Genomic DNA, 20,247 nt, shown 5'->3' on the forward strand with positions numbered 1-20,247 from the left:
GTGGGATACACCACCCCGTCGCGCGGATTGCCCCGGGGAGCGATCAGGGAAGCCATGGAGGCGCCCAGGATCGACTCGAAGGGACCCACCCTCGTGACGCTCGTAGCGCCTCCCCCCATACCCAGGGCAGCGGGCTCGCTGCCGCTTCTGGGACACGCGGTACAACTCCTGCGTGACAACCTCGGTTTCATCGCCTCACTGCGCACCGCCTACGGACCGCTCGTCGAGATCACCCTCCAGCCCGGCACCCGCACCCTGGTCGTCCAGGACCCCGACCTCATCCGCACCATGCTGACCGACCTCGGACCGAACCTCGACAAGGGCCGGTTCTTCGAGAAGATGGGCCAGCTGCTGGGCGACTCCGTCGTCACCGCCGCCGGCCAGGCCCACGTCCGCAGACGACGTCAGCTCCAACCGGCCTTCGCCCGCGACCGGATCGCCCGCTACGTCGACATCATGCGCGGCGAGACCGAGGCCGCCCTCGACGGCTGGGCGCCGGGGCAGCGACTCGACGTGCGCGAGGCCATGGTCGGCCTCAGTCTGAACATGCTCGCCAAGACCGTGTTCTCCGGCAGCCTCGACGAGGCCACCTTCCGCCGGCTGCGCGCCGACCTCTCCGTCGTGATGAACGGCGTCGGCGCCCGCGTCATGCTGCCCGACTGGATCGAGCGGCTGCCGCTGCCCGTCAACCGCCGTTTCACCGCCGCGCGCGACGCCGTACGGGCCACCGTCGACCGGGCCGTCACCGACCTCCAGGCCTCCGGCCACGACACCGGCGACATGCTGTCCCTGCTCCTGCGCACCACCGACGAGGAGACCGGCCGGCCGCTGACCGGGCACCAGATCTCCTCCGAGATCCTCACCCTGGCCGTGGCCGGCACCGAGACCACCGCCTCGGTGCTGTCCTGGGTGCTGTACGAACTCGCCCGGAACCCCGGGGTCGAGGCGCGGGTCCTGGGGGAACTCGACGACGTCCTCGGCGACCGGCCGGTCACGTCCGACGACCTGGGCCGGCTGCCGTACCTCGGACGGGTCGTCGACGAGACCCTGCGGCTGCACCACACCGGGTGGCTCGTCACCCGCCGCACCGTCACCGAGACCCGGCTCGGTCCCTGGACCGTGCCCGCCGGGACCGAACTCGCCTACTGCCAGCATGCCCTCCACCGCGATCCGCGCCTGTTCCCGGACCCGCTGAGCTTCGACCCCGACCGCTGGCTGGACAGCGACCAGCCCCGCCCCACGCACGCGTTCCTGCCCTTCGGCGCGGGCAAGCACAAGTGCATCGGTGACCGGTTCGCCCTCACCGAACTCGTCACCGCCCTCGCCACGATCACCCGGCGGGTACGGCTCGAACTCGCCCCCGGCCAGGTGGTACGGCCCGTCGCCGCGGCCACCGTCCGGCCCCGCACCCTGCTGATGACCGTGCGCGGCAGAGAGGACTCCCCGGCCCCGGCCGCCGACTGAAACCGAGGTGCCGGGCCGGCCGGCAGGCACCGACGGCCGGCCCGGACCCGGCGCCCGGCCCGGGCCCCTCGGCATAACGGCGCGTTATGAGAAGTCGGGACTGGTGGCCCCGGATCCCCGCCGGACATGCTGAGCGGCGCCCCACACATCACCACGCGCTCCCACGCGTGTCGTCGGAATCGAGGAGCCTTGCGCATATCCAGACTCGTCCCCACCTTGACGGCCGCTGTCCTGGCAGCACTGCTGTCCGCCCTCGCGCTCGCGCCGAGCGCCTCCGCCGCCGAGCCGCGGCCCGGTGACGGCGGCCCCCAGCCGATCATCGGCGGCGGCTACGCGCAGAACGCCCCCTGGGCCGCCCGGCTGTTCTCCAACGGAACCCAGACCTGCTCGTCGACCATCATCTCCCCCACCTGGATCCTGACCGCCAAGCACTGCGTGAGCGGCGGAGGACTCTCCTTCCGCATCGGCAGCCTCGACCAGCGGTCCGGCGGCACCGTGGCGAACGGCGTCCGGACCGTCACCCACTCCTCGTCGGACCTCGCGCTGGTCCGGCTCGACCGCTCCGTCTCCGCCTCCTACGCACAGCTCGGGCAGCCGGGCACGGTGCGGGTCGGCCAGACCGTACAGGTCTACGGCTGGGGTGCCACCTCCCGGTGCGGCTCGGAGATCAACTGCCAGTCCCCGTACCTGAAGGTCGCGAACGTGAGCGTGACCCAGGGCTGCCGCGACGCCTACTACGGTTCGGCGATCTGCGCCCGTCCCGTCGACGGCATCACCGCGGGCGGCGACTCCGGCGGCCCGATGATGGCCGGCGGCATCCAGGTGGGCGTCGCCTCGACCAGCGACCGGCAGACCACGACGGCGTACACGAACGTGACCGCCTACCGCTCGTGGATCCAGTCCGTCGCGGGCGTCTGACCCGCTCCCGCCCCGAGGACCGCACCGGCGTCCGGCCCGACCGCGACCTTTCTCCGTCCCGGCGGAGGCAGGCGCGGGACCCGGTGCCCGCCGTCGGCACCGGCCGGACGCCGACGCGTTCCCGGTGCCCGGCGTCCAGGGACCGGACGGCCCGGCAAGCGCGTGGTGGATGCATCTATCGTTCACCGTGAACGATCGGTGTCCCGCGCGAAGGAGCCCCGGCATGGGCGGACAGACAGCCAAGTCCCCGGCGGACGAGTACGAGGCGGCCGTGCTCCGGCTCCAGGACGTGAGCGTCGGCCGCCACACGTCGGACCGGTTGATCCTCGACGGGATCGACTGGACGGTCCGGCCGGGAGAGCACTGGGCGCTCCTGGGGGCCAACGGCGCCGGGAAGACCACCCTGCTGCGGCTGCTCGGCGCGCTCATGCACCCCACGACCGGCACCGTCGACGTCCTCGGCAGCCGGCTCGGCCGGGTGGACGTCCGCGAACTGCGGACGCACATCGGCCATGTCACGTCCGCCCAGCGGGTGCCACAGGACCTCACCGCCCACGCGGTCGTACTCACCGGGCACAGCGGCACCGTGCAGCCCCTGTGGCGGACGTACGACGGCGGGGTCCGGCTCCGTGCCCGCGGACTCCTGGCCGAACTCGGCGTCGAAGAGCTGGCGGACCGGCCGTACGGTGTCTGCTCGGGCGGGCAGCGGGCCCGCGTCCTCATCGCCAGGGCGCTGATGGCCGACCCGGCCCTGCTGCTCCTGGACGAGCCGTTCAACGCACTGGACCTGCCGTCCCGCGAGGACCTCGTCGAGGCCATGCACCGACTCACCGAGGGTCGTCCGCAGCTGGCCACCGTGACGGTCACCCACCACCTGGAGGAGCTGTTCCCGACGGTCAGCCACAGCCTGCTGCTGCGCGAGGGCCGGATCCTCTCCCAGGGACCCGTGGCCGACGTCCTGACCGACTCCCTCCTGACCACCTGCTTCGGCCGTGACATCACGGTGGCCAGGCACGGGGACCGCTGGTCCGCCTACTCGGTCGCGGCCGTGCGGAGTTGAGCGACTCGCCCGTACAAGTGCCGTCACGACAACAGTCGTTCACAAGGTCGACCGAAGCCGTCGCATGACCTGGCTCGCACCGTCCGGGGCATCACCCGGCGAGGAGCCCACGAGGAGCGGCCCGGCGGGGGGACCGGTTCTTCGCCGCACAGCTGCCAAGTTCACCCCCCCCCCCGTGCATCCACAAGTATTCGACATGCGGTTCCGTGAACGCAGCCGCCGGACAACGAGCTTCGGTCTCGGACTGCTCGCCGTGGCAGCAGTGCTGTGGGTGTGGTGCGGCGTACTGCTCACCACCCCGTACGAAGTCGACCGCGCGTACGCGACCAACCCGGTGGAGTGCGAGTCCCGCCTGTTCACCGATGACGGGACCGCGAACGAGGGACCGTCCAAGGATCCCTGCGGTGACGAACGGGACTGGCCCGAGGCGCTGGCTCTGCTCGGCCTCTCGGTTCCCGTCTCCGTGGGGGGGTGCGGTGCTCCTCACCTACGGGCTCATCGGTGTGCGGGTGAGCGAGCACGCCGCCGAACTGGCCCGCCTGCACGAACTCGCCGGCCGGGACAAGGGGGAGGCCGACGCGTAGCCCGTCGGGCGGTGGCGGTGCCAGGGGCGGCCCCGGGCGTATCGGCCACTGAACGTCCGGGACCGCCCCTCGGCTCCCCCCTCCGGGGGCCTGCCCGTGCGCGGTCCGGAGAAGACGGGTCCTGCGGAGGCGGCGCGCACGTGCACGCCCACGGGTTACCCCGGTCAACACGGTGATGCCGGCGAGGCGCGGGGGCGTCCCGTCCGCGCTGCCGCCTCGTTGACGGGGCATGCGTACGGGTGGACCCCCGACCCGCCCGCCTGCCCGCCCGAGCCGAGGAGCAGCCACACCGTGGGAACCGCCGTCCACGTCCCGCAGACCCGGGACATGCTCGGAGAAGAACTCTCCGGCGACGAAGCCCTGACCGCCCTGCGCCGGTACGGCGGCCTGCGGCTGCTGACCGACGCCTTCACCCGGTTCCGCTACGCGGACGGCTTCACCAACGCGCGGGCCCTCGCCTTCCAGGTGGTGATCGGCCTGGTCCCGTTCACCATCGCGCTCGTCGGTCTGGCCACGTCGGTGCACACCGAGACCGTGGGCCGGGTCATCGAGCTCACCCTCGGCCGGATCGTGCCGGGGGCCAGTGCCGACGTCGTCCAGACGGCGTTCGAGTCCACCCGGCGCAGCGGCGACAGCGACGCGTGGAGCACGCTCGCCCTGTGGCTGGGCCTGGCGTTCGCCGTGCTCAACCTCGCTTCGGCCATGGGCCAGATCGAGCGGGGCGCCAACCGCATCTACGGCATCGAGCGCGACCGCCCCTTCCCCCGCAAGTACGCGAGGGCGCTGGTGCTCGCGCTCACCGCCGGGCTGCCCATGGTGCTGGGGTTCCTCGTGCTCGTCGCGGGTGAGGCCGTCGGGGACGCCGTGGTCCGCTCGGTCGGTGACCGGGACGGCGGCACCGGGTGGTGGGGCGTGCTGCAGGTGCCGGCGGGACTGCTGTTGGCCTGGGTCGCCTCGGCGGTGATCCTGCGCTGGTCACCCCGCCGCGACCAGCCCGGTTACACCTGGCTGGCCTTCGGGTCGGCGGTCCACCTCGTGCTGTGGGTCTCGGCGACCTGGCTGCTCGCGCTGTACGTCGGCCGGAGCGGCGCCTTCGGTGCCGTCTACGGTCCGCTCACCGCCTTCATCGCACTGCTGTTGTGGGCCAACCTCACCGCCGTGGCGCTCTTCCTCGGCATCGCGTTCGCCGCCCAGCTGGAAGCGGCCCGGGCCGGTATCCGTACGCCCGTAGAGCCGGACCCCGGACCGGGTGCCTGACGTCGCCGGCGTCCACGGGGCGCCCGGCCGGCGCGGGCGCCGGGACTACGCCCCTGCGCGGGGCGGGGTCAGCGCCCAGCGGATGCCCGCGGTCACGGCCACGCCGAGCGGGCGTACGCACACGCCTTCCGCCGGCGGAACCCGCGGCAGCCACAGGGCGCGCGAGGCCCAGCCCGGCAGCAGCGAGACCGCGTTGGCGGCGATGACCGCGTACGGGAGGCGGGCGAGCAGCGGCACGGGCGGACGCAGCAGCAGGAACCGCGCGGTGCTCCGCGCCTCACCGGTCGCGTGCAGTTCGCCGCGGTAGGCGGCCAGTCGCTCCACGAGTCCGGCACGGTCCACGGGCGGGTCCGGGACGCCGAGCGCGACGGCGATGCGCGCCGTGTCGGCCACGTAGGCGTCGCACCCGTCGTCGTCCAGGGGCTGGGCTCCGTAGCGCTGGTGGGCCCGCAGGAAGCTGTCGACCTCGGCGATGTGCACCCAGCACAGCAGGTGCGGATCGGCGGCGGCGTAGGCCCGGCCCTCGGAGGTGGTGCCGCGCACGGTGTCGTGCACGGCCCGTACCCGCTCGCACGCCTCCCGTGCGCTGTCGGCCGGTCCATAGGTGGTGACGGCCAGGAAGGTGCTCGTCCGCTGCAGCCGGCCCCAGGGGTCGCCACGGAATCCGGAGTGCGCAGCCACAGCCGCCATGGCCAGGGGGTGGAGCGACTGGAGCAGGAGGGCGGAAAGGCCGCCGATGAACATCGAGGCGTCCCCGTGCACCCGTCTGATCGGCCGCTCGGGTCCGAACCAGCGTGGGCCCGGTGTGTCGTGGATGCGGGCGTGGTTCTCCGCCCCCTCCGGCCCGGCGACCCTGGAGAAGATCAGGTCACCGAGCCGTGCGCGCGGGGCGGGACAGCTGTTTCCGGAAGGCATGCGCATGGCCGGCGAGCCCTCCTTCCCCTGCCGCGGCCGGGTGGCTCACATAGGACTACGTCTGCCCCGCTCCGCCCGGCGGGAACATCAGGAGCAGCCCCAGGCCGACATCCCCTGGATACGGGCCAGGCGTTCGGCCACGGCGATCTGCTCCGCGCGGGAGGCGAGGTCCGCGCGCGGGGCGTACTCGAGGCCGCCCGCCGCGATCCAGCTCGACGGTGCGAACTGCAGGCCCCCGTAGTAGCCGTTGCCGGTGTTCGCGTCCCAGTCGCCGCCGGATTCGCACGCGGCGATGGCGTCCCAGTCGGTACGCAGGGGGACCGACTGGGAGGCCGCCGCTTCGGTGGTCGTGCCCAGTGCGGTCGCGGCGAACAGGAGCACGACGGCGGTCCGGACCGTGCGGCCCTGCGAACTGCGCACGTCACTCGTATGAGCTTTTCGTCTACAGATCATACATAGACTGTTACAGCACGTGACGTCCGCCCGCCGTGCCGGACACCCGGCCTTACGCCAGTCGGAGCACACGAACCACCCCCGACACGGACGGCCCGGTGGGACCAACCGGCCGGAGCCGTTGGGGTGTTGTACCGGCACGCCCCTCCGCCACCCAGGTGCACTCGGCGTGCTCCACGACGCGACGACGGCGCTTCGTGGGCGCCGAGGGGCGCGTGGGGCCCTGGGGCGACGGGACCCTCACGCGGGAGACGCACCGGTCCCCCGCCCGCCACCCGCCTCACATCGCCTCGCTTCGCCTCACGTCGCCGACCGTATGCGAACGCGGGCCGTCCGTCACCGCTTCGGCGGCGAGGTAGTCCGGTACGGCCTCCGGGTCGACGAGGCGGTTGAGACGGCTCGGGACGTCGAAGCCGATCAGCAGGATCACTACGAGGGTCAGTGAGAACGTCAGCACCGCGAGCGACTGGCCCAGGGACATGGCCGACGCCAGCCTGGCCCCCAGCACCGGCGCTACGGCGCCGCCCAGTGCTCCGACGTTGTAGGTGAAGCCCAGGGACGCGGCCCGGGTCCCGGTCGGGAAGTGACCGGCGATGAACTTGGGCAGCAGCCCCGAGATGCCCTGCATGCAGGCCAGCATCAGGAAGAGCAGGACGCCCAGTCCGACCCGGCTGTCCCGGATCGCGAAGACGGGGAAGACGAAGGCGATGCCGACCAGCAGTGTGCAGGCGTACGCCCTGCGCGTGCCGAACCGGTCACCGAGGAATCCGGTGACGACGCAGCCCGCCATGGTGCCGAACCCGGCGTAGTAGAGCGCGTCACTGACGTGCTCGGGGGTGAAGCCGAGCTCGGTCTTGAGGTAGGTGGGCAGCAGAGCCTGGACCGGCCAGCTGTAGAGGAAGGCGCAGAACACGGTGACGCAGAGCGCGACGAACAGCAGCCACCGCCTGCGCCCACCCAGCTGCACGGCGAACGCCACCAGACAGGCCGCCGCCACGACGGAGAGGACGGGCACCGCCCCGGTGCCGAACGGGGTGAACACCGCGAAGAGCGACGCCGTCGCGACGACCGTGAGGACGGTGTTGGCCACCGCCCGGCGACGGCCCGCGAACAGCGGCCCGAACGGGTTCGGCCGTTCACCGGCACCCCCCACCCGCGCCTCCCAGTCGTCGGCCTCGGGCAGCGCGCGCCGCACCCACAGCGCGACGACCACGGGGAGGAGGCCGATGTAGAAGAGCCAGCGCCAGCCGTGCCCCGGCACCACGTGCTCGTAGACCTCCGCCGCCAGGACGCCGCCCAGTGAGAAGCCGGAGATGAGGAACCCGGAGGCGCGGTTGCGCAGCCGGACGGGCCAGCTCTCCAGGACGTAGGTGGCGCTGGCGCTGTACTCGCCGGCCATGCCCATGCCGATCAGGAGGCGCGCGGTGAACAGACTGGTGTAGTCCCAGGCGAAGCCGCAGGCGAAGGTGCCGATCGAGTACAGCAGGATGCTGGCCACCATGGCGCTCTTGCGGCCGAAGCGGTCGCCGAGCGCGCCGAGCACGGCGCCGCCGAGCCAGCGGGTGATGAAGGCTCCGGACACCAGGCTCGCGGACTCCACGGTCGACAGTCCGAAGTCGTCTGCGATCTCGGTCAGTACGAGGGTGATCAGGACGAAGTCGAAGCCGTCGAGGAGGTAGCCGATCCAGGCGGCGAAGAAGGACTTCCATTTCTCCCTGGAGACCTCGCGGTACCAGGGGAGGGGGGCCGGGGTGGTACGCACGGACGGCATGTCGGGTTCCAATGCGGGTGGGAGACGCGGGTGGGCGACGCGGGTGGGCGACGCGGGTGGGCGACGCGGGTGTGCAGGACCGGATGGTCCGATCATGGACCGGGCCACGACCGTCTCGTCGAGCGGTACCCCGCGGTGCGGCGGTGGCCGCGCAGCCGGCGGCGTTCGGCAGGCGGGCGGGAACGCAGGTGCCGAGCGGGGCGCAGCCGGGGCCCGACAGAGCCGGGTCGCCCGCCTCGGTGGGGCCCCGGCCGGGGCGCACCCCGCAGCGGCGGAGGCCGGTGAGCGCGGGGCGTCTGCCCGACCTCCGCCACGCGCCACTGGTCCGGTGGCGGGCCGGACGACGGTGGGGCGACGCCGCATCGGCGAACGGCGAGGACGCGCGCACGTCGGCCGCACAGCTCGTCCTGCCCGTGCTCAGCCCGCGGAGCCCACGGGACGGGCCCCGACGCGCGCACGCCGGTCAGCGGGGTGCGCCGCCGAACCCGATCTCGTTCCCGCCCGGGCCCCGGTGTCCCGCCTCGCGCACACCGTTCGGGCCGGCCTCCCTCCTCGCGGGTTCCGGGCCGCGCTCGGCGATCGCGGCCACGCGGGCGTCGAGGTCGTCGACGAAGGCGGTCTGCGTCGCGCGGCCGGCGCGACCGGGCCGGTGCTCGACGCCCAGCGGCCGGTGCTCCCCGAGTTCCCACCCGGCCTCCGTGCCGTTCGCGACGAACGTCGGCGGTGCTCCCGGAAGCCGCTCGTACCGGGCCGGGGCCGCCGCGCAGGCGCCGACGGGGATACCGGCGAGAAGGCCGAGGGCCGTGCCGCCGGCGCAGGCCGGGTGTCCGCGCGCCGGCGTGGCGTACCCGCGGAGGATCACCTCACGTCCACAATTCGCCGCTGTCGCACACCCGGGCGCCCATGTTCCGCTGCATCATGCGCAGCGCGGCATCCGCGAGGTCGGCGTGGATATGGGCGACCGCGTCGCGCGGGACGATGACTTGCAGGTGGCGGATGTGGGCGTCGAGCGCCGAGTAGAGCACGCACTGTTCGGTCACCTGCCCGCACAGCACGAGCCGGTCGATGCCCTGCTGGTGCAGCAGGTACGTCAACGGGGTCTCGAAGAAGATCGAGTGGCGTGCCTTGACCACGAAGAGGGAGGCTTCGTCGGGCCGCAGCGGCTCGACGAGCCGGGCGTGCGGTCCCGAGAGAGCCTTGTCGAGGATCTCGCCGTGGTGCGAGCGCCATTCACCGAAGTTGTCGTTGACGTAGATCACGGGGACGCCCTGTCGCCGCGCCCGCTCCAGCAGGCCGGTCTGCGCCGGCAGCACGGATTCCACAGAGGGGATCAGCGAGTCGGCGTCCTCGTGATCGTAGGTGTTGATCATGTCGATGACGATCAGCGCGGTCTTGCCCATGCAGCCCAGGTTGCCACCGGGCGGCGGGAAAACCGCTCTTTGCCGGCGGACGGCGGGCCGAGGAGTCCGCGGGAAGCTCACCCGAGGGCCCGGCCCGACGGTGTTGTCCCTTCCCCTGCGAGGGGACTCAGTGCCCAGGGCGCCGGTCCCCGGCCCTCGTTCCATGCACGCAGCCGCTCCTCGTTCACGCAGACTATGGCGCACCGCTCGGCGTACTCGACGGCCGGTGCGGTGAAGTCGCTGCTGGTGACGAGGACCGCGATGTCGGCCTCGTGGACGGTGAAACAGGTACCGCCGAAGCGCTGGAGCTCCTGGGAGCCGACCTTGTTGTCGGGGCCGTAGCGCTTGCACTGGATGACGACGCGCCGGCCGTCGGGAGCCAGCGCCACCACATCCGCGCCGAGGTCGCCCGCTTTGCCCACGACCTCCACCTCGGCGCAGCCGTCCCGTACGCAGAGATCGGCTATCACCTGCTCGAACTCGTCGGGGCTCAGCGCCTCGTGGTCGACGGCCGCGACCGCGGCGGGCTCCTCGACGCCGTGCGCCTCGGCCGTCGGCGCGGCCGTCCGCCGCTCCTCCAGCGCGTCCAGGGCTGTCGCCGTGGCCTCCTCCAACGCCCCGGTGGTGCGGCGCGCCAGCCGGGAGGCGGAGAACCCTGAGCGCCCGCGCCAACAGACGACGCCTGCCACCACTGCCCCGAGTACCAGGACGACGGCCCAGGCGGGACGCCGCTCCGCGACGTCGAACGCCGTCCGCACGACCCACCCCCCGATGATCAGGCCGACAGCGGCGAGACCGAAGAACATGGCCGTCGCCCGGAGGTCGAAGCGGCGCCCGGAGCGTCTCGAGCGGGTGCGGTGTTGGGACACGGTCACGATGGTCGTTCCTCCCTGCGGCCGGCATGTCGATCACTTACGCCGTCTGCCCGCGAACCACCGGTTCACCGTCCGTTCATGACACGCCGTCGGATGGCTCATCCATCCCGCGTGTGAATCTTTCGGGCATAACGTGCAGAATATGAAGAAATGCCATGTCGTGTACCTGGTGTGCACCGCAGCGATGATCGGAACGGGGCTCGGCGCGGCTCCGGCATCCGCCGACCACACGACCCACGTGGTCCACCCCGGCGAATCGATCCAGAAGGCGGTGGACGCCGCCGAGCCGGGCGACACCGTTCTCGTCACCCCCGGCACCTACCACGAGAGCGTCGAGGTGAGCACGTCCGGGCTCACCCTGCGGGGCGTGGGCCGCAGCACGGTCGTCAAGCCGAGCACGGAGAAGGCCACCGGCAACACCTGTGCCGAGGACGGCAACGGCATCTGCGTGACCGGGACGAAGGACAAGAACGTCAAGGGCGTCACCATCGCCAACCTGACGGTGACCGGCTTCAAGCGCACCGGACTGTTCTCCATGGCCACCGACGGGCTCACCGTGCGGAACGTGACGGCGGAGAAGAACGGCGTCTGGGGCATCGCCCAGGAACGGTCGGTGCACGGCACCTTCCGGGAGAACATCGCCCGCGACAACGGCGACGCGGGTATCTTCCTCGCCAACACCGTCACGGCCGAGGAAGGCGCCGCGGACACCGAGGGCACGGTCGTCGTGCACAACCGGGTCGAGGGCAACCGGATCGGTGTCACCGTCCGCCGCCTGCGCAACCTCGCCGTCGCGGACAACTACATCAGCGGCAACTGCGCGGGCGTGTTCGTCGTCGGCGACGAGAACAAGCCCAAGGCCGGCGACCTGGTCGTGCGCGACAACCACGTCGTGCGCAACAACAGGTCCTGTCCCAAAACCGACCGGCTGGACGCGCTCCAGGGCTCCGGCATCGTCCTGACCGGCACCGAGAAGGTCCTGGTCGCGGACAACATGGTCGAGGGCAACTCCGGCACGTCCCCGATGTCGGGCGGCATCGTCCTGTTCAAGAGCTTCGTGGGTGTCACCGGCGAGAAGAACGAGATCAACGGCAACAGGCTGCGTGACAACTCCCCCGCCGACCTCGTCAACGCCGAGACCGGGAAGGCCGCCAAGAGCAACACCTTCGAAGCCAACACCTGCGGGGCCTCCAAGCCCGCGGGGCTGTGCTGACCGACCGGCCGTAGCCACCCGTGGACCGACGCGGGCCGAAGCAGGAAGGAAAGCGGCACATGACGACCGCACAGAGTGCCCCGCCCCCGCCCATGCGGCTGAGGGAGCTCGTGTTCGGGGCGGCATGTGCCGCCGCCCTCCGCGCGGCCGCCCGGCTCGGGGTCGCCGACGCGCTCGGTGACACCCCCGGGGCCGTGGAGGACCTCGCGGCCTCGGTGAAGACCGAGCCCGGGCCGCTGCGCCGGCTGCTGCGCACTCTGACCTGCTACGGCGTCTTCGCCGAGGGCGAGGACGGCAGGTTCGCGCACACCGACATGTCCCTGCTGCTGCGCGAGGACGATCCGCACAGCCTGCGCCACATCACGCTGTGGTGCACGGAGCCGTGGACCTGGGACGCGTGGCCTCAGCTGGACGAGGCGGTGCGTACCGGCCGCAACGTCGTCGAGGACCTGTACGGCAAGGAGTTCTTCACCTACCTCAACGAGGACGCACCCGAGTCGGCCGAGGTCTTCAACCGGGCCATGACGACGTCCAGCCGCCAGTCGGCCCAGGACGTCGCGGCCCGCCTCGACCTGTCGGGCGCCGCCTCGGTCGCGGACATCGGCGGCGGCCAGGGGCACGTGGTGGCGAGCCTGCTGGAGAAGTACCCCGCGCTGCACGGCACCCTGCTCGATCTGCCGCTCGTCGTGGAGAACGCCGACCCTCGGCTGCGCGAGGGCGGAGAGCTCGCGGACCGGGTACGCGTGGTGCCGGGCGACTGCCGGGTGACCGTCCCCGTCCGCGCCGACGTGTACATCCTCAAGAACATCCTGGAGTGGGACGACGACAGCACCGCCCGAGCGCTGCGCAACGTCATGGCGGCGGGCGGGCCAGGGGCACGGGTCGTGGTCATCGAGAACCTCGTCGACGACACGCCCTCGATGCGGTTCAGCACCGCCATGGACCTGCTGCTGCTCCTCAACGTCGGCGGCGCGAAGCACACCACCGACAGCATGGTCGGCCGGCTGACCGAAGCGGGCCTCGTCATCGACGACATCCGACCCGTCAACCCCTACCTGCACGCGTTCGACTGCACCGTGCCCCGGTGAACCGACCGGGAGACACGGCACCTCGGCCGCCGGCCCGCGCACGTCGCGGTCCGGCGGCCGACACGTGGACGCCGTCGGAGGGGGGTCAGGCGCCGGGCGAGCGACGGTCGGTGACGAGCTCCATGCGGGCCGCCTCGAGAGCGCGGGCGAGGTCATCGCCCGCCGGTGCGCAGGCGTCCGCGGCGGCCGGGCCGTCCAGGAGCGTGGTCAGCTCGGCCACCTGGCCGGCGTCCCGGAGGCCGATGGACACCGCCGGGCCGGCGGCGTCCAGCCCGCCGCGTACGTCGACCAGCCGCACCACGATGTCGTCGCGCTGGAAGATCGTGCTGCACAGGACCGGGCTGTTCGGGTCGTCCGCCGCCGCCTCGTCGCGCTCGGCCAGCAGCCGGGCAAGCCGCATGCCGCAGCCCGGCCGGGCCGGGTACGACAACGCGTGCCGCCGTGCAGCCGGGTCCTCCTCCCCCGCGGTCACGTGGTGGACGGCGGGCAGCGCCGCCCGCGCGTAGAACATCCGGGCGGACTCCGGGTCGCCGAGGTCGCGGTCCTGCTCCAGATACGGGTTGATGGCCTCCTCGACGGCCCGCACCTCGGGCTGCTGGGCCACGTGCCGCAGGGCCGCCAGCAGGTCGCCGCGCACCTCGATGGCCCGCACCACCCGGTTGCCGTGCAGGAACAGGGAGGTACGGCACAGCCGCGTGGAATCGTCGACCCGCAGCTCGGGCGCGGCGTAGTCGGCGAGGATCTTGGCGACCGCTTCCTCGCTGCCCGGTTTCACCGTGAAGGTGAGGGCGTGCCGGATCACGCCGTCACCGACGCGAGGTGCCGCCTGGAGCCCGCCCCGGGCGGTCTCGGCACCCTCAGCCCGGTGGCTCGTCTCGCGCACCACGTGGAAGCGGAGTGACCTGGTGTCCCGGACGCAGTCGTGCAGCGGCTTCACCATCCGCACGTGCTCCTCGCTGCTCACCCAGTCCAGGAACGGCGGGGCGCTCTCCCACTCACTGGTGATCAGCCACTGCGAGGGGTTCTCGATGGACTGGCACAACTGCTCGCCGAGGTGCCCGGGAACGGACTCGACATGGCTGCGCAGTTGCTCGTACGTGCCCAGGAACTGCTGCTGGGCTCCGTCGTAGACCTCCACCAGCAGGACGACCCGGAGTCTGGAGCCGTCGAACACGGACTGGGAGACATGGTGCGACACCTGTCGCGTCAGCGGTTTCGGAGCAGGGGTGGACGTAGTGGTCATCCTGCGCACATCTCCTTCGCTGGGGCGGAACGGAACGTCGGCCGCAGTGATGCGACGCAAGCGTGCCTCGATCCTGTGCCCGGCCCCGCGGGCCCGCGACTCGTGTGCACTGCGCGGGTGACCGGCGGTACCGGGACGGCTTGCGGGACTCGGTCGTACGGAACTCGGTCGTGCGGAACTCGGTCGTGCGGAACTCGCTCTACGGAACTCGGTCGACGGAACTCGGTCGTAGGCAACTCAGGTGCCGTAGGCAACTCAGGTGAGGTGGGCGAAGACCACCAGGTTCTCGGTGTAGTCCTTCGCCTTGCGGTCGTAGTCGCCCGCGCAGGTGATGAGCCGTGCCTCGGCCCGGTCCGCGTCGCCGTACACGCGCTCACTGGGGAAGTCGTCCTTGTCGAACGTCTCCAGGCCGTCGACCTCGAAGGACGCCGTGCGTCCGTCGGCTCTCTCGACGTGGAAGACGTCTCCCTCGTCCAGTTGGCCGAGGTACGCGAAGACGGCCGCGGACGTTTTCGTGTCCACGTGTCCGGCGATGATCGAGGTCCCCTTCTCTCCGGGAGAGGCGCCCTTGGCGTACCAGCCGACGAGGTTGGTGTCGTCGGGCGGCGGGGCCTGGAGCTGCCCGTTCGCGCCGATGGCGAGGTCGGTGAAGGGGGCGTCGACGGAGATCTCCGGGATGAGCAGGCGTACCGGCTTGGAGCGCGGAAGGTCCGTGTCCGCGTCCGTGTCCGTGTCCGTGGCCGTGTCCGCCCCCGCCTGGCCGGCTGCGGCGGGCGGGGCCGACACGCCGGGCTGCGCGGCGACCGGGGGACGCATGGAGTCGGTCGGCGTGTCGTTGCCGCCGACCAGGTTCATCGCCAGGACCAGGAGGGCCACGGCGCACAGCACCGTCATGCTGCGGGACGCGGTCGGCGCCGGCTCGTCGTCGGCGGGGGAAGACGGGGGGACTGGCATCGAGGACCACCTCACTGAGGCACGGGCGGACAGGAGGGGAGGGAGCGAGCCGGGCCGCCACACACGGTGCCTGGGTGGCGGCCCGGCTGCTATCGCGCCCGGCATGGCTCACGCCACCCCGTTTGCCGACTTCCTGCGACGGACGGCGTACAGACCGGTCCCGGCGACGGCCAGGACGGCCAGCCCGCCCGCGGTCGTGGTCGGCGCGTCCAGCCCGCCGCCTCCGGTGTGCATGCCGCCGCGCGGCTTCTCGTGCTCACCGCCGCCCCAGGACTTCTCACCGTCGTCCTGCTTGTGGCTGTCCGAGCCCTCCTTGGAGCCACCCTCCCAGTCGCCCTCCTTCACCAGGGTCAGCGCACCGCCACCCGTGTGCATGCCGCCGCGCGGTTCGTCGTACTTGCCGCCGTTGTCGTGCTCCTTGCTGTGGGAAGTTTCGTCGTCGCCCTTGCCGTGGGAGGCCTCGTCGTCGCCCTTGCCGTGGGAAGCCTCGTCGTCGCCCTTGCCGTAGGAGGCGTCGTCGTCCTTCTTGTGGGAGGCGTCGTCGTGCTCCTTGCTGTGGGAGGTGTCGTCGTGGTCCCAGTCACCTCCGACCGCCGCGTAGGCGCCGGGAGCACCGAGGACGAGGACGGCCGAGGCCGCCGCCGTGGTCAGGAGCATGCGAGCTGAGCGCATCGGAATTCCTTCCGTCACGACCGGGCAGCTGGTGCTTCGTCAGCTGAGGTGACCCGGCCCCGACGTGAATCACCGTCAGCCAACTCCGTGGATCGCACCACTCAAGGCGCTCAGCCGGGTGAACGCCCGCCGGTCCGCGGCCCCCGGGCGGGTGGGAGGGACGCCCCCGGCGTCACCCGGCAGTGGTACGCACACCCGCGCCACTCCCGCACGCGGCACGCCGCCGGACGCGCACCGGGCGGCGAGCGGTCCCTACTCCTTCGGATCGACGTCTGTCGGATCCGTCACCTCGGGCTGCTGGCGGCGTGAACCGGGCGCGGCCCGGTCGGGGGTGGCCTCGCTGTGCGCGGCCTGGGGCGGTGGGGGCGGTGCGGTGTCCCCCGGGGCGCCGACACCGGCGGCGGGCAGACGCAGGGCGAGCAGGGCGACGTCGTCGCCGCGGGGCGTGATGCGGGCGAGCAGTTCGTCGCAGAACTCGTCGATGGTCCGCCCCTCCAGCCGGCCGGCCAGGACACCGGCGTGGTGGCGGAGCTTGGCCATGCCGAGGTCGATCGGGCGGTCACGGCTCTCCACCAGGCCGTCGGTGTAGAGCAGGAGGATGCTCTCCGGCGGGAGTTCCTCACGTGCGTCGGGCCAGCTCAGACCGAGACGCAGGGTGGCGCTCATGCCGATGAGCGGGCCGTGGCCGCCCTCCAGGAAACGGGTCTCCCCCTCCCGCGTGATCAGCAGGGGCGGCGGGTGTCCGGCGTTCACCCAGTGGAACCGCCAGGGGCCGCCTTCGGGGCCTTCGACACGGGCGAAGACGAGCGTGGCCATGGGGGCGTCGCTGGTGTTGGTCACGGCCTCGTCGAGACGCCGCATGATCACACTGGGCGGCTCCTGGTGGTCCCAGGCGAGGGCGCGCAGCATGTTGCGGACCTCGGCCATGTGGGCGGCGGCCTGGAGGTCGTGTCCCACCACGTCCCCGATCACCAGGGCCATGACCCCGTCGGCGAGGAGAAAGGCGTCGTACCAGTCGCCGCCGACCTCCATGGCGCTCTCGGCGGGCCAGTACCGGGCCGCCATGCGGACGTGGTCGACCTGTGGGAGGGGGGTCAGCAGCTGGCGCTGCATGGTCTCGGCGACGTTCTGCTGCTCGTGGTAGAGCCGGGCGTTGTCCAGGACCAGTCCGACGCGGCGGCCGATGTCGGCCAGCAGGGCGACCTCGCCCTCGGTGGGGGCGGGACGGTCCCCCGCGCGCGCCACGGTCAGCATCCCGTACGAGCGTTGCCGGGTGCGGAGCGGGACGACCACGGCCGAGTGCCCGCCGAGCCGTTCGAACAGCACCCGGTGGGTGGCGGCGAGGGGGTTCTGCGGGTCGTGCAGGAGGTCCTCGGCGCTCAGCGGGACGGGGTGGTCACCGTTGACCAGCCGGGTCAGCGCGGCGCGGGCGGGGTCCGGCAGCGGGGTCACCCGCCCCCTCAGCCGTCCCGTCCGGTGCGGGTGCGTGCTGCTGCGGACATCGACCCGGTCCAGGACATCCGAGTGCCCCGGGTAGACGTCGACCGCGGCCCACTGGCCCAGTTCCGGCACCAGCAGCCGCAGGAGCCGGCGGATCGTGGCGGAGGTGTGCTCGGTGGGGATCAGGACCGTGGAGATCTCGGCCACCAGGTGCAGCTGGGCGGTGAGGTTCTCCAGGGCGGTGGTGCGCGCCTCGGTCTCCTCGGTGGCGCTGCGGTGCAGGCTGAAGTCGTGGAAGACGAGCACCAGCCCTTCCGGCCGGCCCTCTCCGACCAGTGGAGTGGCCGCCCAGATGATCGGTACCGTGGTGCCGTCCGCCCGCAGGAAGTACTCCTCGCTGCCCTCCTCGTAGGAAACCCCGTGCAGGGGGTTGCGCAGCACGCACCGTTCGCGCGGCACGGGGCTGCCGTCGGCGTGCCGGTGCAGCAGGTCGTGCGCGTCGTGTCCGATCATGTCCCGCGCCGACCGGCCCAGCAGGCGCTCGGCCCAGGGGTTGACCGAGGTGATGCGCGCGGACGGATCGAGGGTGAGGACGCCGGCGCCGAGGGCGTCCAGGACGGCGCGGGCGAAGTCGGGTGCCGGGGAGCCGCCCGCATTCCCGGCTCCTGGCCCGTCGCCCTTCCGGGAGCCCGCCCAGCGTGATGTCACGGCCCTCACAGCCTTCCGATGCCGTCCATCCCGCCAGGTTCCCTCAGAGGGCGGTGGTGAACCGCTCCGGCGGGCCGAAGGGGGGAGGTCGGGTAGGCTCCCGGTGCTGATCTTGTACCTGGAGGGTTGCGTGCGGACGAAGACCACGACCACGGTGTCGGCCTTGCTGACCTGTCTGCTGGCCGGGGCCCTCGTGGCGGGCTGCGGCGGCGAATCGGGCGGGGACAAGTCCGCCGACGACATGCTCGAGGACGCCAACGCCGTGATGCGGGGGCTGAAGTCCGTGCGGGTCGACTCCACCAGCACCGCGGCCGAGGGCGGTACGGTCACCGTCCGGCTCGTGACCGACCTCGACAGCCGGTGCACCGCCAGGACCACGTTCTCCCAGGGCGGCACCCTCGACCAGATCCGGATGGGCGATACCGACTACGTCCGTCCCGATGGCGCCTACCTGGAGAAGCGGAAGCCTGGCAGCGTCACCGGCGAGCAGCGGCTGTGGGTGAGAACGCCCGTCGGCGCGGCGCAGTCCGGTGACGGGCTCTCCTCCTGCACCCGGCCCTTCGAGTCCTTCGGTACGGCGAAGAAGGGGAAGAACACCCGCGTCGGCGACCGGGAGGCCGTCGAGCTGACCGTGACCGACAAGGAGGACCGGGGCGGGACGTACACCTTCTACGTCGCCACGGAGGGCAAGCCCTATCTGCTCCGGGCGGTCTACAAGGGTGCCGAGTACGACACGACCACGTCCTTCGCCGGTTTCGACGAGCCGCTGGACATCCAGCCGCCGAAGGCGGACGAGGTGATCGACGCGCAGGACACGCTGCGGTGAGCCGGTGAGCCGGTGAGCAAGCAGGCCGCTCCGCCTGATCGGTCGCTCCGCCGGTCGGCTCCCCGTAGGTTGGCGTGATGTCCGGACTCAGAACGGATCGTCCCCTGCTCCGCGAGTGGCGGACTGCCGACCTGGCCCCGTGGGCGGCCATGAACGCCGACCCGGTGGTCCGCGAGTACTTCCCCGGGGTTCGCACCCGTGAGCAGAGCGAGGCGTCCGTGGCCCGCTTCCAGGCCGACCTCGTGCGACGGGGCTGGGGACGGTGGGCGGTGGAGGCCGTCGCCACCGGCGAGTTCGTCGGGTTCACCGGGCTCGACCCCGTGGAGGACGGCCTGCCGTTCACCGGAGCGGAGGCGGACCGGCGGCCGGCCCGGCCGGCCTGGGGCGCGGTTATGCCACCGAGGCCGCGCGGGCCGTGGTTTCCCACGCCTTCCGGGACATCGGACTGTCGGAGGTCCTCGCGGTGACGACGGCCACCAACCTCCGCTCGCAGGCCGTGATGCGCCGCACCGGCATGACCCGCGACCCGGCCGACGACTTCGACGACCCGGGCGTGCCCGAGGGGCCACTGCGCCGCAGCGTGGTCCACCGCCTCCGGGCCGGGGACCGACGGCCCGCCGGACGGTAGGTACGGGTGGCCGGCCGGCCGTCGCGTACAGCGGCGGTGTCGTTGGTTCCGCCGTGCCGGACTCAGGCCGGGCGGCCGGGGCTGTGCCGTCGATGTCGTCGGCGAGCCGCACCGCGGCCCGCATGCGCTTGCCGACCGGCTCCCGGCGCACCTCGAAGCTCTGGCAGACGGCCATGACTATCTCCAGCCCGTGCCGGCCGATCCGGCCCGGGTCCGCCTTCTCGGCCACCGGCAGCGCCGGGTCGCTGTCCCACACCGTGACCTCCACCCGGTCCTCGGCCAGCTCCAGATCGACCGACGCGGGTCCGGGCGCGTATTTGCAGGCGTTCGTCAGCAGCTCGCTGACCACCAGTTGCACCAGGTCCGTCGCGCGGTCGGACACCGGAAGGCCCCGTACCGCCCGCACCCGTGCCAGAAACCGCCGGGCCAGCTCCCGGCCCCGGGCGATGTCGCCGGGCCTGCCCTCGTACTCCGCCGAAATCCTGACCAGCTCACTTCTGAGCCGGCCCCCGTTGTGGGCAGCCCCGTCCATCCGATCCGCCCTCTTCCTGAGCCTTGACCGTTACGCAGCCCGTCTACCCCGAAACGCGGGAAACATCAGAGGACGGCCGTGCGATCACGAGGAGTCCGTGGTCTCCTCACTCGGTCGCTCGCCGAGCGCGGTACGGGGCGGAGGAAGCCCGGTGCGTCCCGGTGGACCCTCAGCCGTCGCGGGCGCACATCGCCCTCCTGGAGACCGACGCCGACGTCGTCCTCGGCCGTCTGTTCGCTCGGCACG

17 protein-coding genes and 2 pseudogenes are annotated in these 20,247 nt (G+C 72.3%); 8 read left to right on the forward strand and 11 right to left on the reverse strand.

Features of this window, described 5'->3' with window-relative positions:
• The first annotated feature begins 54 nt into the window (after positions 1-54).
• From ACP4IX_RS03180 to ACP4IX_RS03195, 4 genes are all read left to right on the forward strand, one after another.
• A complete protein-coding gene (locus ACP4IX_RS03180) occupies positions 55-1,464 on the forward strand; it encodes a cytochrome P450 (RefSeq protein WP_426554695.1) in 1,410 nt (469 codons plus the stop codon).
• Positions 1,465-1,653: 189 nt separating this feature from the next.
• Positions 1,654-2,382 carry a S1 family peptidase gene (locus tag ACP4IX_RS03185; protein ID WP_426520114.1) on the forward strand — a complete coding sequence of 243 codons (729 nt, stop codon included), beginning with the start codon at positions 1,654-1,656 and terminating at the stop codon, positions 2,380-2,382.
• Positions 2,383-2,605: 223 nt separating this feature from the next.
• Positions 2,606-3,442: an ABC transporter ATP-binding protein gene (locus tag ACP4IX_RS03190; RefSeq protein WP_426520112.1), complete on the forward strand. Its 837-nt coding sequence runs from the start codon at positions 2,606-2,608 to the stop codon at positions 3,440-3,442.
• Between the two features lie 875 nt (positions 3,443-4,317).
• A complete protein-coding gene (locus ACP4IX_RS03195) occupies positions 4,318-5,283 on the forward strand; it encodes a YihY/virulence factor BrkB family protein (protein ID WP_426520108.1) in 966 nt (321 codons plus the stop codon).
• 45 nt (positions 5,284-5,328) lie between these two features.
• On the opposite strand, the gene ACP4IX_RS03200 is transcribed toward ACP4IX_RS03195, so the two are convergent.
• From ACP4IX_RS03200 to ACP4IX_RS03225, 6 genes are all read right to left on the reverse strand, one after another.
• Positions 5,329-6,198: an oxygenase MpaB family protein gene (locus ACP4IX_RS03200; RefSeq protein ID WP_426554763.1), complete on the reverse strand. Its 870-nt coding sequence runs from the start codon at positions 6,196-6,198 to the stop codon at positions 5,329-5,331.
• 87 nt (positions 6,199-6,285) lie between these two features.
• Positions 6,286-6,618, reverse strand: a complete 333-nt coding sequence (locus ACP4IX_RS03205) for a transglycosylase family protein (RefSeq protein WP_426520106.1) — start codon at positions 6,616-6,618, stop codon at positions 6,286-6,288.
• A gap of 313 nt (positions 6,619-6,931) precedes the next feature.
• Positions 6,932-8,422 carry an MFS transporter gene (locus ACP4IX_RS03210; protein ID WP_426554696.1) on the reverse strand — a complete coding sequence of 497 codons (1,491 nt, stop codon included), beginning with the start codon at positions 8,420-8,422 and terminating at the stop codon, positions 6,932-6,934.
• Between the two features lie 463 nt (positions 8,423-8,885).
• Entirely contained in the window at positions 8,886-9,284 is a 399-nt protein-coding gene (locus tag ACP4IX_RS03215; protein ID WP_426554697.1) for a VOC family protein, read from the reverse strand.
• Position 9,285: 1 nt separating this feature from the next.
• Positions 9,286-9,822 (reverse strand): cysteine hydrolase family protein, encoded by a 537-nt coding sequence (locus tag ACP4IX_RS03220; protein WP_426520100.1) that lies wholly within the window; start codon positions 9,820-9,822, stop codon positions 9,286-9,288.
• Positions 9,823-9,899: 77 nt separating this feature from the next.
• Positions 9,900-10,697, reverse strand: coding sequence for a restriction endonuclease (locus ACP4IX_RS03225; protein ID WP_426554698.1), 798 nt, complete (start codon positions 10,695-10,697; stop codon positions 9,900-9,902).
• Between the two features lie 142 nt (positions 10,698-10,839).
• Between ACP4IX_RS03225 and ACP4IX_RS03230 the strand changes: the two genes are divergently transcribed.
• Positions 10,840-11,910 carry a right-handed parallel beta-helix repeat-containing protein gene (locus ACP4IX_RS03230; RefSeq protein WP_426520096.1) on the forward strand — a complete coding sequence of 357 codons (1,071 nt, stop codon included), beginning with the start codon at positions 10,840-10,842 and terminating at the stop codon, positions 11,908-11,910.
• Between the two features lie 59 nt (positions 11,911-11,969).
• The gene (locus ACP4IX_RS03235) at positions 11,970-12,998 is read left to right on the forward strand and encodes a methyltransferase (RefSeq protein ID WP_426554699.1); all 1,029 of its coding nucleotides are present in this window, start codon (positions 11,970-11,972) and stop codon (positions 12,996-12,998) included.
• Positions 12,999-13,083: 85 nt separating this feature from the next.
• Here ACP4IX_RS03235 and ACP4IX_RS03240 read toward each other — a convergent pair whose 3' ends face one another.
• From ACP4IX_RS03240 to ACP4IX_RS03255, 4 genes are all read right to left on the reverse strand, one after another.
• Positions 13,084-14,241: a SchA/CurD-like domain-containing protein gene (locus ACP4IX_RS03240; RefSeq protein WP_426520092.1), complete on the reverse strand. Its 1,158-nt coding sequence runs from the start codon at positions 14,239-14,241 to the stop codon at positions 13,084-13,086.
• A gap of 255 nt (positions 14,242-14,496) precedes the next feature.
• Positions 14,497-15,195 carry a class F sortase gene (locus ACP4IX_RS03245; RefSeq protein ID WP_426554700.1) on the reverse strand — a complete coding sequence of 233 codons (699 nt, stop codon included), beginning with the start codon at positions 15,193-15,195 and terminating at the stop codon, positions 14,497-14,499.
• Positions 15,196-15,303: 108 nt separating this feature from the next.
• Positions 15,304-15,867, reverse strand: a complete 564-nt coding sequence (locus tag ACP4IX_RS03250; protein ID WP_426554701.1) for a hypothetical protein — start codon at positions 15,865-15,867, stop codon at positions 15,304-15,306.
• A gap of 252 nt (positions 15,868-16,119) precedes the next feature.
• A complete protein-coding gene (locus ACP4IX_RS03255; protein WP_426554703.1) occupies positions 16,120-18,015 on the reverse strand; it encodes a SpoIIE family protein phosphatase in 1,896 nt (631 codons plus the stop codon).
• Positions 18,016-18,145: 130 nt separating this feature from the next.
• Here ACP4IX_RS03255 and ACP4IX_RS03260 point away from each other — a divergent pair, with 130 nt between their 5' ends.
• Both ACP4IX_RS03260 and ACP4IX_RS03265 read left to right on the forward strand, forming a co-directional pair.
• Complete coding sequence (locus ACP4IX_RS03260) at positions 18,146-18,841, forward strand: hypothetical protein (RefSeq protein WP_426520084.1); 696 nt, start codon at positions 18,146-18,148, stop codon at positions 18,839-18,841.
• 77 nt (positions 18,842-18,918) lie between these two features.
• A pseudogene (locus ACP4IX_RS03265) lies at positions 18,919-19,469 on the forward strand (GNAT family N-acetyltransferase).
• A gap of 79 nt (positions 19,470-19,548) precedes the next feature.
• On the opposite strand, the pseudogene ACP4IX_RS03270 reads toward ACP4IX_RS03265, so the two are convergent.
• A pseudogene (locus ACP4IX_RS03270) lies at positions 19,549-20,001 on the reverse strand (ATP-binding protein); the annotation flags it as partial.
• Positions 20,002-20,247 lie beyond the last annotated feature (246 nt).

Origin of the sequence: Streptomyces sp. WG5, assembly GCF_049974565.1 — a bacterium.
In the GTDB taxonomy this organism is placed as follows: Bacteria; Actinomycetota; Actinomycetes; order Streptomycetales; family Streptomycetaceae; genus Streptomyces.